Raw genomic sequence first — 15804 nt, 5'->3', positions numbered from 1 at the left:
CCATACGTCATCTTTTAAACGTATGAGTCAGGGAGAACAGGGTGTTCGCAGATTTTGGCGTGCTGAATTACTGGACGTATTTGCTCGGGGCCATTTTTATTATTCTGGTGCCGGGGCCAAATACCCTCTTTGTGTTGAAAACCGGCGTCGCGCACGGTATTCGCAAAGGTTACATGGCGGCGCTGGCGGTCTTTATTGGCGATGCCGTGCTGATGTTCCTCTCCTTTGCTGGCGTGGCGACGCTTATCAAAACCACGCCGCTGCTGTTTAACATCGTCCGCTACCTTGGCGCATTTTATCTGCTGTATCTTGGCGGCAAGATGCTTTACAGCACGCTGAAGCGAAAGGCGGCGGGGCAGGACGCGCATGCGGAACCGGGGCACGCTATCTTTAAACGCGCGCTGACCCTGAGCCTGACGAATCCAAAGGCTATCCTGTTCTATGTCTCGTTTTTCGTGCAGTTTATTGATGTGCACGCGGCAACTCCGGGGCTGGCGTTCTTTATTCTGGCGCTGACGCTTGAGCTGGTCAGCTTTACCTACCTGAGCTTCCTGATTGTTTCTGGCTCGCTGGTGACGCGCTACGTGAAAACCCGTAAAAAGCTAGCAAAAATTGGCAACAGCCTGATTGGCCTGGTGTTTGTTGGTTTTGCCGCACGCCTGGCTACGCTCCAGTCCTGATTCCCTTGTGCCGGGTTGCGTGACGCTCACCCGGCCTTCCTTCCTGATATTACTCTCGCCGCGCGTAAAATCACCCGCGTGACCTGCTACGCCCGCAGCCCTGGCATTTTCCGAAAAAAGTACGTCTGGTTGAATCGCGGTAGGGAACGTCATTGGCGGGTGTAGAATGTTGGCGGGTGCTTGAGGCTATTTGTCTCAGGCATTGACCGAAAGGCAGATAGAAGAAAGCCCCGGAAACATTATGCGTCTTGCAGGACGCTTAACATTTACCGAGGCCACATCTACGCCCTACAACATAGAGACTAGCCTCTTACAGACCTTCGGGTCAAGGAGTAGTGGGCTATGGAACCACGAAAATCAGCGCTTCTGGCGCTAATCGTTATCGGTATAACGCTTTTGTGCGCTTTGCTGTTTAACAATAAAAACCTCTGTGATGTTCGCTTCCGAAGCGGCGAAACGGAGATAGTGGTTCACATGGCTTACGAAACCAGGTAAGAGCCAGGCGGGGAGAAATCCCCGCCATTCTTCCTGTTGTCCGGTATCCTCAACGCACCCGATCTTTATCCCGCGTTAGATTCGTTGTCCTCGGGCCTGTTTTACCGCCTCAACCCGATCTTTTTGACGTTAATGAAATCATTTTTTTACAATCACATAAAAAATGATAGTATACCCCCCTATATCACCGGAGGGGCTATGCCACATTCACCCGAAGATAAAAAACGCGCGCTTACCCGGGTTCGCCGTATTAAAGGGCAGGTTGAAGCGCTGGAGCGCGCGCTGGAGTCCGGCGATTCCTGCCTGACCATACTGCAACAGATCGCCTCTATTCGCGGGGCCGCCAACGGCCTGATGGGCGAAATGGTTGAGATGCATCTCAAAGACGAACTGGTCAGCGGAGAAACCACCCCGGATCAGCGTGCGGTGCGCATGGCTGAGGTCGGTCATCTGCTACGATCCTATTTAAAATAATCATCACAACGGAAGAGACAGCTATGAAATCACGTGCTGCAGTTGCGTTTGGCCCCGGTCAGCCGCTGAAAATTGTTGAAATTGACGTCGCACCGCCGAAAAAAGGGGAAGTGCTGGTCAAAATCACCCATACCGGCGTTTGCCATACCGATGCATTTACGCTCTCCGGGGACGATCCGGAAGGCGTCTTCCCGGCGGTGCTGGGCCATGAAGGCGGCGGCGTGGTGGTGGAAGTGGGTGAAGGCGTGACGAGCCTGAAGCCGGGCGACCACGTTATTCCGCTGTATACCGCCGAATGCGGCGAGTGCAAATTCTGTAAATCCGGTAAAACCAACCTGTGCCAGGCCGTACGTGCGACGCAGGGGAAAGGGCTGATGCCGGACGGCACGACACGATTTTCTTACAACGGCGAACCTATTTACCACTATATGGGCACCAGCACCTTCAGCGAATACACCGTGGTAGCGGAAATTTCGCTGGCGAAGGTGAACCCACAGGCTCCGCTGGACAAAGTGTGCCTGTTAGGCTGCGGCGTGACCACCGGTATCGGTGCGGTGCACAACACGGCGAAGGTCAAAGAGGGCGACACCGTAGCGGTCTTTGGCCTTGGCGGTATTGGCCTGGCGGTGATCCAAGGCGCGGTGCAGGCGAAAGCCGGGCGCATTCTGGCCGTTGACACCAACCCGGAGAAGTTCAAGCTGGCCGGGGAAATGGGGGCCACCGATTTTATTAACCCGAAAGACTACGACAAGCCGGTTCAGGACGTGATTGTGGAACTGACCGACGGCGGCGTGGACTTCAGCTTTGAGTGTATCGGCAACGTGAACGTTATGCGCTCCGCGCTTGAGTGCTGCCATAAAGGCTGGGGTGAAAGCATTATCATCGGGGTAGCCGGTGCCGGGCAGGAAATTAAAACCCGTCCGTTCCAGCTTGTTACCGGCCGCGTGTGGCGCGGTTCTGCCTTCGGCGGCGTGAAGGGCCGTACCCAGCTGCCGGGCATGGTTGAAGAGGCGATGGCGGGCAAGATTCAGCTCGATCCGTTCATCACACACCGCCTGCCGCTGGATCACATCAACGAAGCGTTTGACTTGATGCATGAAGGTAAATCTATTCGTACCGTTATTCATTTCGGCGATAAATAACGCCATCAACCAGCGGGTGTTTTCCCGCTGGTTTTCTGAAGTGTGACCCGCCTTACGTTTTACGCCTTTGCTGATAAGAAATTAGCGGCTATGGCCGATGACTCTAGTACTTACCTCAAGTACAAGAGAGCTTACTCATGGATAACAAGGCTGCGCCGAGCCGTGCGCAAAAGATCGGTTTCTTACACCATATCCGGCTGGTGCCGTTTTTTAGTTCCGTTCTGGGCGGTATTCTGCTGCTGTTTGCCCTGAGCTCTGGACTGGCGGGCTACTTTATGTGGAAAGCCGATAACGATCAGCGTGATGTGACCCGAGAACTGCAGGTTCGTGTGGGGCTGTCCGACAGCGCCAACTACCTGCGCGAAGCGCGTTTAATGATGATCCACGCCGGTGCCGATAGCCGTATCGCCGAAATGGACAGCATGAAGAAGAACCTCGCGGCGGCCAGCCACTGGATTGAACGTTCACAGGACGGTTTCAAGGTTTATACCGATCGCAGCGTCAAAACCCCGGCCGATCGGGCGTTGGATAACGAGATGAATCAGCGTTATACCGCCTATCTTGAGGGGATGAAGCCAATGCTGAAATATGCCCAGAACGGTATGTTTGAGGCCATCATCAACTATGAGAGCGAGCAGGCCCGTGCGTTGGATGATGCCTACAACGATGTTCGTTTGAAAGTGATTGATATTCGTACCGCACGCGCGAACCAGCTGGCCGATCTGGCGCACGACCGCACCCGATTGGGCGTGATGTTTATGATTGGCGCTTTTGTCATGGCGGTGGCGATGACGCTGCTGACCTTTACGACTCTGCGCCGGGTGGTCATTATGCCGCTGCAGCGTGCCGGAGCGCGTATCGCGCAGATCGCCAGCGGCGACCTGACCATGGCTGATGAGCCCGCGGGGCGTAGTGAGATAGGCCAACTTAACGCCAACCTGCAAAAAATGCAGCACTCGCTGGTGAAGACCGTGGGTACGGTGCGCCAGGGGGCGGAAGAGATCTATCGCGGCACCAGTGAAATCTCTATGGGCAACACCGATCTTTCCTCGCGTACCGAGCAGCAGGCGGCGGCAATTGAACAGACCGCCGCCAGCATGGAACAGCTGACGGCAACGGTGAAACAGAACGCCGACAACGCGCACCATGCCAGCAAGCTGGCAGAGGATGCCTCCGGCAAAGCGACGCGCGGCGGGCAACTGGTGTCCGGCGTGGTGTCCACCATGGGCAGCATCTCCACCAGTTCGAAGAAAATCTCCGAAATCACCTCGGTAATTAACAGCATTGCCTTCCAGACCAACATTCTGGCGCTGAACGCGGCGGTCGAAGCGGCGCGAGCGGGCGAACAGGGGCGTGGGTTTGCGGTGGTTGCGAGCGAAGTGCGGACGCTGGCCAGCCGCAGCGCACAGGCGGCAAAAGAGATAGAAGGGCTGATCAGCGAGTCGGTTACGCTTATCGAACGCGGTTCGGATGAGGTTGTCCGCGCCGGGTCGACGATGACTGATATTGTGGATGCGGTTAAACGCGTGACGGACATCATGCTGGAAATTGCGGCGGCCTCCGATGAGCAAAACCGGGGTATTCAGCAGGTAAGCCAGGCGGTGACCGAAATGGACAACGTCACCCAGCAGAACGCCTCGCTGGTGGAAGAAGCCTCGGCGGCGGCGGCCTCGCTGGAAGAGCAGGCGGCGCGCTTAACTCAGGCAGTAGGCACGTTCCGCATTGGGCGCGGCGAAAGCGTTGAGCACGAGAAGGCGAGTGTAAAAGCAACGTTTACGCCGACGCGCCCAGCGGTAGCGACGGCCGGAGCCGATAACTGGGAAACGTTCTGACGAGGAAAAATCCCCGTAGCCTTGTGGCTACGGGGCTGTGGATTACTGTGAATCCGGCAGGGCGTAAGCAATGATATAGTCACCGCGATCCGGCGACTGACGAGCGCCCCCGGCGTTAATCACGATGTACTGCTTACCGGTTTTCGGCGACACGTAGGTCATCGGGCCGGACTGGCTCCCCACCGGCAGACGATCTTTCCAGATTTCTTTCCCGGTTGCGGTATCAAACGCGCGCAGGTAGAAATCCTGGGTACCGGCGAAGAACAGCAGACCAGACTGTGTCGACAGCGAGGCGCCCAGCGTCGGCATGCCAATGGGGATTGGCATGTGCATACGAATACCCAGCGGGCCGGTGTCCTCTACGGTCCCCACTGGAACCTGCCAGACAATCTTACCGGACTTCAGGTCCACCGCGGACAGGGTGCCAAATGGTGGTTTCTGGCATGGGATCCCCAGCGGTGACAGGAAACGTTCGCGCATCGCACCGTATGGCGTGCCATCCATAGGCACAATCCCCATCTCAATCCCGCTGGCGTCTTTAGCAACGTTGGCGCGCGGCACCATATAGTTTGCCAGACCCAGGCGCATATCGTTGACGAACATCAGACTATTGTTTGGATCAACCGATACGCTGCCCCAGTTCATACCGCCGAGGGATCCCGGATACTGCAGCGAGCGGTCAACGCCCGGCGGGGTGAAGATGCCCTGATGGCGCATTTCTTTAAACTGGATGCGGCACAGCAGCAGATCGACCGGGGTAGCGCCCCACATATCGGACTCTTTCAACGTGTCATTACCGATCATCGGCATACCCACAGAGTACGGTTGGGTGGGCGAGTAACGCTCTCCCTGCACATTGCCTGCCGGTACCGGGCGCTCTTCGACTTTCGCGACCGGTTCGCCGGTTTCTCGGTTGAGCATAAAGATCATGCCCTGTTTGCTGGTTTGCACCAGTACCGGCGTAGTACCACCTTTGCCGTTCGGCAGGTCGTACAGCAGCGGCTGAGACGGCAGGTCGAAGTCCCACAGATCGTGGTGAGTTGTCTGGTAGTGCCAGCGAACTTTACCGGTCGTGGCATCAACGGCAACGATTGACGAGCTGTACTTATCGTCCAGCGCGGTACGTTCACCCGCCCAGAAGTCCGGCGTCGCATTACCGGTGGGCAGATACACCAGGTTTAGCTTCGCGTCATAGGACATCGCGGACCAAACGTTCGGCGTCCCGCGCGTGTAGGTTTGGCCTTCCGGCGGCAGGCCGGTCAGATTCGGGTTGCCCGGATCCCACGCCCACGCCAGTTTGCCGGTGCGTACATCATAAGCGCGTACGACGCCCGGCGGTTCACCGGTAGAGAAGTTGTCGGCAACGCGGCCGCCAACCACCACCACATTTCCCGCCACCAGCGGCGTCGAGGTTTGCTGGTAGTAGCCCGGTTTGATTTCACCCATCCCGACGCTCAGGTCCACGGTGCCGTGGTCGCCGAAGTCTTCGCACAGCAGGCCGTTATCGGCGTTGATGGCGATCAGCCTGGCATCGGTGGTCGGCAGGAACAAGCGGCGTGGACAGGCGGCGGGTTGCGCAGAGGACTGAGGTGAGGTGAGTGCGGTCGTGTCTTCAAAGTAACCCAGTCCACGGCAGCGCTGCCAGTTCGGCGCGGTAGCTTTCGCATCATAGCGCCACTTTTCTTTACCGCTATCGACGTCCAGCGCCAGTACCTTGCTGTACGGCGTGCAGACGAATAGCGTATCGCCGATTTGCAGCGGCGTATTCTGATCTTCCGCGCCGGAACCGTTGCTTAGCGGAATATCGCCGGTATGGGCCGTCCAGGCTACCTTCAGTTGATTAACGTTTTGCTTGTTAATCTGATCCAACGCAGCAAAACGATCGCCGTGAGTGGTATTGCCCCAGTGTGCCCAGTTTTTCTGCGCTTCACCCGCTGCCACCGGTTTCACCGGTACCGCCTCGGTGGCGGATACCAGCGTCTGCGGTTTGAACATACCGCCTACGCTTGCCAGCAGGGCAACAGCGAGCACGGCCGCCAGGCCAAACGCGGGCCCTTTACGTGCAGGTGCCGTCGTGGCCATAAACGGCCACACCAGCGCGCAAAGCAGCGCCAGTACGCCAAAGGTAAAGAGGCGGGAAAACAGCGGCCAGAAATCCCAGCCCGCATCGCCAATTGACCAGATAATTGCCACGATAAACGCCAGTGCGTAAAGCATAATCCCGGCGCGGCGCTGGCGCGCGATCAGCACAGCGCTGACGAGCATGACCAGCCCCATCAGGGCAAAGAAGACCGAGCCACCCACGGCGGCGAGTTTCGCCCCCAGCGCGCCGATTGCCAGACCGACGATCGCCATCAGCCCAATAAGAAGCCACTGCAGGATTCGCGGGAATCCTCGCGGCACGTTGCCAGTAGACATACTGTTCTCCTTACGACAGCAGATATTGCACACGGCTGAACCACATGGGGTATAAGTTCCGTGTTTTTATTTTGAATGAAGCGAATACTTGTTTCTAAGTGAGGGTTTTAGTTCACATGTGAAACCAGTTGTGAACCATTTGGTTAACTGGTGACTATGATAGATCTGTTAAAATGCATTGCGCAATTGTTAATAAAAGATTTCGCATTATTTGCGTATTGGTCTTGGTTCGGTGATGCGCACGACCGCAGACGACCAAGCGGATATTGTCTACCCCACAGACACGGGCCGCGAAAAGCGTTGTGCAGAAAAGTCCGTCTATGAACCCAATCGCCGCATTCAAAACGTAGAAATAAAAATGTGTAAATATTATTAATCCCGCCGGATAAAAAATAATTTAATAATATTCATGGTGTGAATGATATGAGCGGGATAAATATTTTTTCCAGATGGGTCTGTAAAACATTTTACCGACTGACGCATTCTGAAAAATACGATCACAATAAAAATCTTTGGCCCTATTTTAAAGTCCAGCGTAAGCCCTGCGGAATGATTCAAAACGTTTATTTTAAAAATAGTCGATTGAACCACATTGATATTGAGGCGCGAGCCAGAAATAAACCACTGCTGATTATGGCCTCCGGGCCGTCGGTCAATCGTATCCGGGGGGAGTTTTATGATGATTATTTCGACTATATGGGCGTTAACGGCGCCTGTGCCCTGACGCCGATAAACTTTCGTTGGTATGTGATTATCGATCGCAGTTTCATTATCAATAAACTTGATTTTATTAGGGAAATTGTTGGCGTGTCCGATCTGGTGTTGTTCTGCCCGTGTAAATGTCTGGAGGCTATCTGCTCGTTGATTCCGCCTTCGCGCATTCGCTGTCAGTTTAAAATTATTGAAACGATCACCAATGCAATGTGTGAAACCTTTCTGGGGAAGGCCTACCCGGTAGAACCGAACGATGGCGAATATCACTGGTTTAATGAAACAGGATTCTCTGCTCATTTATCTCGTGCGGTATTTGATTATGGTACGGTCGCTTATCCAGCGCTACAAATAGCCTGCGCCTTAGGCTATAAGCATATTTATTTTGCCGGACTGGATATGAACAGTTTTCATTCGCCTCGTTTTTATGAGCAGGCTGATAATATATTATCAACGCGCCTGCAGCGCGATTTTGATAAAATAACCCGGGCTTTTACTGCCGCACATTCCTATTGTGATAAACATGATATTAATGTAGTGAATTTATCGACGGAGAGCGCGGTGACGGTTTTTCCCCGACAATCCTGGGAAACGGTGATAAAGAGACGCTGAGCGCGTGGCCTGCCGGGAGCAGGCCAGCGGAGGCCGATCAGGAGGGAACGGCCTTTCGCACCGCGCTCAGCAGCGTCTGTGCGCCGGAGGAAAGCGGCGTATCTACGCGGGTCAGAATGCCAATGGGCTCGCCCTGGCCCTGGGTCGCAATCGGCAAGGCGGTGAGCGTACCGCGTCGCAGGTCGTCTTTTACCGCACCGGAAGGGACAAACCAGATGTAGTTGTAGTCAACCGTGAGCTGCCGGGACAGCGATGCAGACAGCGTTTCAATACAGCCAGCAGGCATTTTGCAGCCCTGGCTTTGTAGCAGGGTCTCGGCGTTCTGGCGCGGCACGGTGCCTTTAGGTGACACAACGACCGGCCACTCCAGCACCCGACTCAGGGTGATGTTTTCATGCAAAATCGGATGATCCGGGCGAACCACCAGCTTCAGCGATTCAAGAAACAGCAGTTCGTAGTTCAGCCCGGTCATCAGTTCAGGATCGGACATACGGCCAATGCCGAGGTCAATATCGCCGGACTTCAGCGCCGCCAGCAGCATGGTGTTGTTCATGGTCGCCACCTGCAGCGTGACGTCTTTTTGCTGCTGGTGAAATGGGCCGATTACCGCAGGCAGCACGCCCAGAGCCGCAGTGGGTAGCGCGCCAATGCGCACCACATCATTATTAACACCTTCTTTACGTACCAGCGCCTGTCCGGCGGTGTTCAGCGCGTCGAGCACTTTCACCGCATGGGTCAGAAATTGTTCGCCCACTAAGGTCAGCTGCGCGCCGAGGCGGCCGCGTTCAAACAGGCGGGTACCGGTAAGCTGTTCGAGTTCATTTAAGGTCTTAGAAAGCGCAGGCTGGCTAAGATTAAGGGTTTCAGCCGCTCGCCCCAATGTTCCTTGCTGGGCGACGGCCACGAAAGTGTGCAGATGGCGCAGACGAATGCGCTGACTAAAGAGAGCATTTTTTTCCATAAGCGATGTTTAAAACAGAGCAGCATGGGTGACAAGTAATGTTGTTTAATTTTGATAACTTGCTAGCAAATTATTATTAACATTTGTGCGGTTTAACAGACAAGCGTTTTGTTGCAGGAAGAAAGGAAACCCGGCGTGGCGATCCTCGCCGGGTGCGATCGTGTCGGCCTATTGCTCACCCGCGCGCAATCGCGGCGAAGGGGCCGCCATCAGACGTCAAAGAAGACGGTTTCTTTTTCACCCTGCAGATAAATATCAAAGTGATAGACCGTTTCGTTGCCACGGCTCTCTTTTCGGCCAATCAAGGTCTGACGGCGAACCTCCCATTCGATCAGGTTGAGCACCGGATCGCTGGCGTTCGCTTCTTGTTCGTCAGAGAAGTACATGCGCGTATTCAGGCCAATGTTAATGCCGCGCGCCACGATCCACAGATTGACGTGCGGTGCCATCATGCGTCCATCGCGGCCGACCGCCTGACCCGGCTTGATGGTGTCAAAACGCCAGACGCCGCTGTCAAAATTGGAGCAGGCGCGGCCCCAGCCGCGAAAATCGGCGTCCAGCGCTTTGCCTTCCTGATGGTCGGCGACATGGTTATAACGCCCGTCGGCGTTGGCCTGCCAGATCTCAATCAGCACGTCGCGCACCGGGGTGCCTGAGCCGTCGAAGACGCGTCCTTCAATGGCAATGCGTTCGCCCGGCGTGTGGCTGTTGGTCAGCGTGGGACCAAAGTTTTTCTCGAAAATATGAAAGCCGGCAGCGTCCGGCGCAAGGCCAATATGAACGTATGGCCCGGCGGTTTGTGAAGCGGTTTCCGGTAAATAGTCTTTCATCGTGCAGCCCCCTGGGTACGATTCTCAAACAGCGTGGCGCGCTGGCCGCGTAGCACCAGATCAAAACGGTACGCCAGGCAGTCGAGCGGCACGGCGGCATGGGTATCAAGTTCAGCAATCAGCGTGCGGACGGCGTCATCGTTGTTAATGGTTTTGACGATGGGGCACTGCTTGATGAGCGGGTCGCCTTCAAAGTACATCTGCGTGATCAGTCGCTGGGCGAACGCCTCGCCGAAGATCGAAAAGTGAATATGTGAAGGACGCCAGTCGCTGACCTGATTACGCCACGGGTACGGGCCCGGCTTGATGGTGCGGAAGAAGTAGTAGCCATTTTCATCGGTCAACACGCGCCCGCAGCCGCCAAAATTTGGATCAATCGGCGCCAGATACTGATCTTTCTTATGCCGATAGCGTCCGCCGGCGTTGGCCTGCCACACTTCAACCAGCGTATTTTTCAGCGGGCGACCAAAGCCGTCGCGGACATAGCCGTGCACGATAATACGCTCGCCGATCGGCAAGCCATCTTTGGCGTAGTTGAGGATCAGGTCGTTATCCAGCGGGCCTATATCCTGCTGAGAAAAGACCGGGCCGGTGATTTCTGACAGCGAATTTTGCAGGGAAATAAGCGCGTTACGCGGTGAGCGCAATACGCTGGTTTTATAGCCTGGCGCATAGGCCGGCGGGTGATTGTTGTAATCACGATGAATCACTTCTTGCGGTGACCATTTTGTGCTCATAGGTGGCTCCGTGTAGGGTATTTTATTATTGCCGCACTCAGTGTGTGTAAATGCATTGTTAATTAATAGTGAATTTAAGGTGTGTTTTAAATAACCTCTGGTTATGGCAACGCCAGAGTTAACGGTGGAATTTATGCAGTCGCCGGGATCACACTTTGTAAATTCTTACCGCACGGCGTTATGCGCTTACCTACACTGCAAATAGAGTCACAGGAGGCGAGATAACATGGCGCATACCCTTTCAGCAGATGATATTCGGGAAGATTTTTCGCAAGCAATGTCGGCAATGTACCAGCAGGAAGTCCCGCAATATGGCACTTTGTTAGCGCTTGTTGCTGACGTAAATCTGGCGGTGCTGGAAAATAATCCGCGCTTACATGAACAGCTGGCCAACGCCGATGAACTGGCGCGCCTGAACGTGGAGCGTCACGGGGCTATCAGGGTGGGAACGGCGCAAGAGCTGGCGACGCTGTGCCGCATGTTTGCCATCATGGGGATGTACCCGGTGGGGTATTACGATCTTTCCGTGGCGGGCGTGCCGGTGCACTCCACCGCTTTTCGTCCGGTTGATGACGCGGCGCTCCAGCGTAATCCTTTTCGTATTTTTACCTCGCTGCTGCGTTTGGAGTTGATTGACGACCCGGCGCTGCGTGACAAAGCGGCGCGTATTCTTGCCCGACGCGATATCTTCACGCCGCGCTGTCGGGCGCTGATGGCCCTTCACGACGAGCAGGGTGGCTTGACCCCGGCACAGGGGCAGGAATTTGTCCGTGAAGCGCTGGAAACCTTTCGCTGGCATCACCACACGACGGTCGATAAAGAAACGTATCAGGCGCTGCATCAACAGCATCGGCTGATTGCCGATGTGGTGTGTTTTCCCGGCTGTCATATTAACCATCTGACGCCGCGTACCCTGGATATTGACCAGGTACAGTCGCTGATGGCGAAATACGGCATCGAACCGAAAGCGGTGATCGAAGGGCCGCCGCGTCGCGCGGTGCCGCTGCTGCTGCGCCAGACCAGCTTTAAAGCCCTGGAAGAACCCGTTTCCTTCGCCGGTGACGCCAGCGGCACGCACACGGCGCGCTTTGGGGAAATAGAGCAACGCGGCGTGGCGCTGACACCTAAGGGACGGGCATTGTACGACCGGCTGTTGAGCGAGGCGGGTGTGGGAAAAGACAACCTTAGCCATCAGCAGCATCTACAGGCCGTATTCAAAGCGTTCCCGGACAGCGAATTTCTGCTGCGCCAGCAGGGGCTGGCCTGGTTCCGCTATCGTCTGACCCCCAGCGGCGATGCGCATCGCCAGGCCATTCGTCCCGGCGACGATCCGCAGCCGTTTATTGAACGCGGCTGGGTTATCGCACAGCCCATCACCTATGAAGATTTTCTGCCGGTCAGCGCCGCCGGTATTTTCCAGTCCAATCTCGGCGGTGAATCGCAGACGCACTGCCATGGCAACGCCAGCCGCGGCGCCTTTGAAACGGCGCTGGGAAGGCCGGTACTTAACGAGTTCAGCCTGTACGAAGAGGCGGAGATGCGCAGCAAACGGCGTTGCGGTTTGCTCTGAAACGGTTAATCTGCAAAGGAATAATGTAAAAAGGATGAACACCGATGCAGAATGCCGCAACGCGCGTAGAGACCCGTCAAGGATGGCTATCAGGACGAGTGGATGACGATATTCATGTGTGGTGCGGTATTCCCTATGCCGCGCCGCCCGTGGGGGCGCTTCGCTGGCGAGCGCCCCGGCCGGTTGCGCCGTGGCAGGGCGTTCGCCCGGCCGAGACTTTTTCTGCCGCCAGTTGGCAAAATGGGGAATACTGCCAGGAACTGGGGGGCGGCGATCCGGGGCGTTTCTCGGAAGATTGTCTCTATCTCAACGTTTGGGCACCCGTAGAACGTTCCGGCCCGCTGCCGGTGATGGTCTGGCTGCACGGCGGCGGATTTACCATCGGTTCTGGCGGGCTGCCGCCATACGACGGTAAAGCGCTGTCCAGACGCGGCGCGGTGGTGGTGACCCTGAATTACCGGCTCGGGCATCTGGGCTTTTTTGCGCATCCGGCGCTGGAAGGCGAAGACGGCGAGCGGCTGTATAATTTTGGCCTGCTCGATCAAATCGCCGCGCTGCGCTGGGTACAGGAGAATATCGCCGCGTTCGGCGGTGACGGTGACAACGTCACGTTATTCGGCGAATCCGCTGGCGCCCGCAGCGTGCTATCGCTGATGACCTCACCCAAAGCTGAAGGGCTCTTCCATAAAGCCATCATTCAGAGCGGCTATACGTTGCCGGATGTGCCGCGTGAAGCCGCATTGGCTCGCGGTGAAAGGCTGGCGGAACATTTTAATCTCGCCAATGCGTCCGCCGACAGACTGCGTGAAATTCCCGCCGAGGCGTTCTGGCCGCTGGCCGCGCCGCATACCACCGGCCCCGCGCCCATTGCGGGCGATGCGGTGCTGCCGCAGCCGATGCTTGACGTGTTCTTCGCCGGTAAACAGCACGCGATGCCGGTGCTGGTTGGCTCCAATAGCGATGAAGCCAGCGTTATGGCGGTGTTCGGCGTCGATCTTGCCGGTGAAATCCAAAAACTACGCCGCGAGCGCCGCCTGGGGCTGGGATTGATTCGGCTACTGTATCCGGGCGTGAAGGCGGATGAAGCGCTAGGCCGTGAGGTGTGCCGCGACATGGCCTTTACCACCCTGGGTTACGTTGTGATGCAGGCGCAGCAGCGGATTAATCAACCGTGCTGGCGCTACTGGTTTGACTATGTTGCCGAGGCTGAACACGCCACTTATCCCCACGGCGCCTGGCACGGTAATGAGGTGCCTTACGTGTTTGATACGTTAGGGCACATTTCCCCCTCCTGTGACTATGCCACGCAAGACGATCTGGCCTTCGCCGCGCAGGTTGCCGACTACTGGGTACGCTTCGCGCGTGAAGCCAGCGCCGCGCACGTTGTGCTGGCGGGGCCGGTACGTTGGCCTGCAGCGGTGCGCGGCCGGGATCGCCTGTTGCGCATTGGGCTGCATAAGCGCGCCGGATTTCGCGTTGAAAACCGCTTTATGCGCGCGCGACTGGCGCTGTTCAAACGCGTAATGAAACACCATGTGAACCTGGATTAGCAGATTTTATTGCCTGACCAATTGGATTATCAGTGAATTTTGTCTAGAGTGGGCGGCAGTTAACACGCGCATTTTTTTGCTGCATTCCGATGATAAAAAGGACGCTTTGCCAGGCATGAACCGCAGACACTTTCTCAAATCTTCAATGGCTGTTGCCGCCGTGTGCGGTACTTCCGGTTTTGCATCGCTTTTCTCTCAGGCCGCGCTGGCGCAGGAGTCCGATATTGCCGACGGCCAGACGCGTCGCTTTGATTTCGGCGTGCTGCAATCGATGGCCCACGATCTTTCCCGTCAGCCCTGGGTTGGCGCGCCGCGCGCGCTGCCGGAAACCCTGGCCAACCTGACGCCGCAGGCTTACAACAGCATTCAGTACGATGCGCAGCACTCTCTGTGGAATAACGTCAACGATCGCCAGCTGGATATCCAGTTCTTCCACGTCGGAATGGGTTTCCGTCGTCGCGTGCGCATGTTCTCACTCGATCCGGCCAGCCAGCAGGCGCGTGAAATTCATTTCCGCCCTGAGCTGTTCCAGTATCACGACGCCGGTGTCGACACGAAACAGCTGGAAGGGCAAACCGATCTCGGCTTTGCCGGGTTCCGCGTGTTTAAAGCGCCGGAGCTGGCGCGCCGCGATATCGTCGCTTTCCTGGGGGCAAGCTATTTCCGCGCCGTAGACAGCACCTATCAGTACGGTCTTTCCGCGCGTGGTCTGGCAATCGACACCTACACGGATTCGCTGGAAGAGTTCCCTGACTTTACCTCCTTCTGGTTTGAAACCGCGAAACCGGGCGATACCACCTTCACCGTCTATGCGCTGCTCGACAGCGCCAGCATCACCGGTGCGTATAAATTCGTTGTGCACTGCGAGAAGGCGCAGGTGATCATGGACGTGGAAAACCACCTCTATGCGCGAAAAGATATCAAGCAGTTAGGTATCGCGCCGATGACCAGTATGTTCAGCTGCGGTAATAACGAGCGCCGCGTCTGTGACACCATCCACCCACAGATTCATGACTCCGACCGTCTGGCGATGTGGTTGGGCAACGGCGAGTGGATCTGCCGTCCGTTGAATAACCCACAGAAGCTGCAGTTCAACGCCTATCAGGACAAAAACCCGAAAGGTTTTGGTCTGCTGCAGCTGGATCGCGACTTTACCCACTATCAGGATGTCATGGGCTGGTACAACAAACGCCCGAGTCTGTGGGTTGAGCCGCGCAATCAGTGGGGAAAAGGGGCCGTCAGTCTGATGGAAATTCCGACTACCGGCGAAACGCTGGATAACATCGTCTGCTTCTGGCAGCCGGAAAAGCCGATGAAGGCGGGCGACCAGCTCAACTTTAGCTATCGCCTGTACTGGAGCGCGATGCCGCCGGTTCGTTCGCCGCTGGCGCGCGTGCTGGCCACGCGTACCGGGATGGGCAGCTTCCCGGAAGGCTGGGCGCCGGGGGAACACTACCCGGACAAATGGTCCCGTCGTTTCGCCATTGATTTCGTCGGCGGTGATTTGAAAGCCGCCGCGCCGAAGGGGATTGAACCGGTGATCACGCTGTCCAGCGGTGAGGCGAAACAGGTTGAAATCCTGTACGTAGAACCGTTTGACGGTTACCGGATTCTGTTCGACTGGTACCCGACTTCCGATTCAACCGAACCGGTGGATATGCGCCTGTTCCTGCGCTGCCGCGGCGAAGCGATCAGCGAAACCTGGCTGTATCAGTACTTCCCGCCAGCGCCAGATAAGCGTCAGTACGTTGACGACCGCATTATGAAATAACGCCCCTGGCCCGGCCGAGCT

At 56.4% G+C, this 15804-nt stretch carries 13 protein-coding genes; 9 read left to right on the top strand and 4 right to left on the bottom strand.

Annotation, left to right across the window (positions count from 1 at the left end):
- Window positions 1-41: 41 nt before the first annotated feature.
- The 5 genes from leuE (at window position 42) to H7R76_RS11920 (ending at window position 4623) form a co-directional block, all read left to right on the top strand.
- Window positions 42-680, top strand: coding sequence for a leucine efflux protein LeuE (gene leuE / locus H7R76_RS11940; RefSeq protein WP_106929143.1), 639 nt, complete (start codon window positions 42-44; stop codon window positions 678-680).
- A 342-nt stretch (window positions 681-1022) separates the two neighbouring features.
- A complete protein-coding gene (locus tag H7R76_RS11935; RefSeq protein ID WP_106929142.1) occupies window positions 1023-1175 on the top strand; it encodes a Hok/Gef family protein in 153 nt (50 codons plus the stop codon).
- 198 nt (window positions 1176-1373) lie between these two features.
- Window positions 1374-1649, top strand: coding sequence for a metal/formaldehyde-sensitive transcriptional repressor (locus tag H7R76_RS11930; protein WP_106929140.1), 276 nt, complete (start codon window positions 1374-1376; stop codon window positions 1647-1649).
- 23 nt (window positions 1650-1672) lie between these two features.
- A complete protein-coding gene (locus tag H7R76_RS11925; RefSeq protein ID WP_182928965.1) occupies window positions 1673-2791 on the top strand; it encodes an S-(hydroxymethyl)glutathione dehydrogenase/class III alcohol dehydrogenase in 1119 nt (372 codons plus the stop codon).
- 137 nt (window positions 2792-2928) lie between these two features.
- Entirely contained in the window at window positions 2929-4623 is a 1695-nt protein-coding gene (locus tag H7R76_RS11920; RefSeq protein ID WP_182965293.1) for a methyl-accepting chemotaxis protein, read from the top strand.
- Window positions 4624-4665: 42 nt separating this feature from the next.
- Here H7R76_RS11920 and H7R76_RS11915 read toward each other — a convergent pair whose 3' ends face one another.
- Window positions 4666-7041 carry a glucose/quinate/shikimate family membrane-bound PQQ-dependent dehydrogenase gene (locus tag H7R76_RS11915; RefSeq protein ID WP_182965291.1) on the bottom strand — a complete coding sequence of 792 codons (2376 nt, stop codon included), beginning with the start codon at window positions 7039-7041 and terminating at the stop codon, window positions 4666-4668.
- A 423-nt stretch (window positions 7042-7464) separates the two neighbouring features.
- Here H7R76_RS11915 and H7R76_RS11910 point away from each other — a divergent pair, with 423 nt between their 5' ends.
- The gene (locus H7R76_RS11910) at window positions 7465-8364 is read left to right on the top strand and encodes a WaaZ-like lipopolysaccharide core biosynthesis protein (RefSeq protein WP_182965289.1); all 900 of its coding nucleotides are present in this window, start codon (window positions 7465-7467) and stop codon (window positions 8362-8364) included.
- Window positions 8365-8401: 37 nt separating this feature from the next.
- On the opposite strand, the gene H7R76_RS11905 is transcribed toward H7R76_RS11910, so the two are convergent.
- The 3 genes from H7R76_RS11905 to pcaH all read right to left on the bottom strand — a co-directional run bounded on the left by H7R76_RS11905 (window position 8402) and on the right by pcaH (window position 10892).
- Window positions 8402-9325, bottom strand: a complete 924-nt coding sequence (locus tag H7R76_RS11905; protein WP_182928963.1) for a LysR substrate-binding domain-containing protein — start codon at window positions 9323-9325, stop codon at window positions 8402-8404.
- A 209-nt stretch (window positions 9326-9534) separates the two neighbouring features.
- On the bottom strand, window positions 9535-10155 hold the full coding sequence (gene pcaG / locus H7R76_RS11900; RefSeq protein ID WP_106929131.1) for a protocatechuate 3,4-dioxygenase subunit alpha: 621 nt from the start codon (window positions 10153-10155) through the stop codon (window positions 9535-9537).
- On the bottom strand, window positions 10152-10892 hold the full coding sequence (pcaH, locus tag H7R76_RS11895) for a protocatechuate 3,4-dioxygenase subunit beta (protein WP_182928961.1): 741 nt from the start codon (window positions 10890-10892) through the stop codon (window positions 10152-10154). Before pcaH ends, pcaG begins: the two co-directional genes overlap by 4 nt.
- Before the next feature lie 226 nt (window positions 10893-11118).
- On the opposite strand from pcaH, the gene hglS reads away from it, so the two are divergent.
- From hglS to H7R76_RS11880, 3 genes are all read left to right on the top strand, one after another.
- Window positions 11119-12462 (top strand): 2-oxoadipate dioxygenase/decarboxylase HglS, encoded by a 1344-nt coding sequence (hglS, locus tag H7R76_RS11890; protein WP_182965288.1) that lies wholly within the window; start codon window positions 11119-11121, stop codon window positions 12460-12462.
- 44 nt (window positions 12463-12506) lie between these two features.
- Window positions 12507-14012 carry a carboxylesterase/lipase family protein gene (locus H7R76_RS11885; protein ID WP_106929126.1) on the top strand — a complete coding sequence of 502 codons (1506 nt, stop codon included), beginning with the start codon at window positions 12507-12509 and terminating at the stop codon, window positions 14010-14012.
- A 115-nt stretch (window positions 14013-14127) separates the two neighbouring features.
- Window positions 14128-15783 (top strand): glucan biosynthesis protein D, encoded by a 1656-nt coding sequence (locus H7R76_RS11880; RefSeq protein WP_106929124.1) that lies wholly within the window; start codon window positions 14128-14130, stop codon window positions 15781-15783.
- Window positions 15784-15804 lie beyond the last annotated feature (21 nt).

The organism is Klebsiella sp. WP8-S18-ESBL-06 (assembly GCF_014169755.1).
GTDB lineage: Bacteria > Pseudomonadota > Gammaproteobacteria > Enterobacterales > Enterobacteriaceae > Kluyvera > Kluyvera ascorbata_B.
The sequence above is the reverse complement of the archived record's forward strand: the minus strand, read 5'-3'. Positions and strand labels throughout refer to the sequence as shown.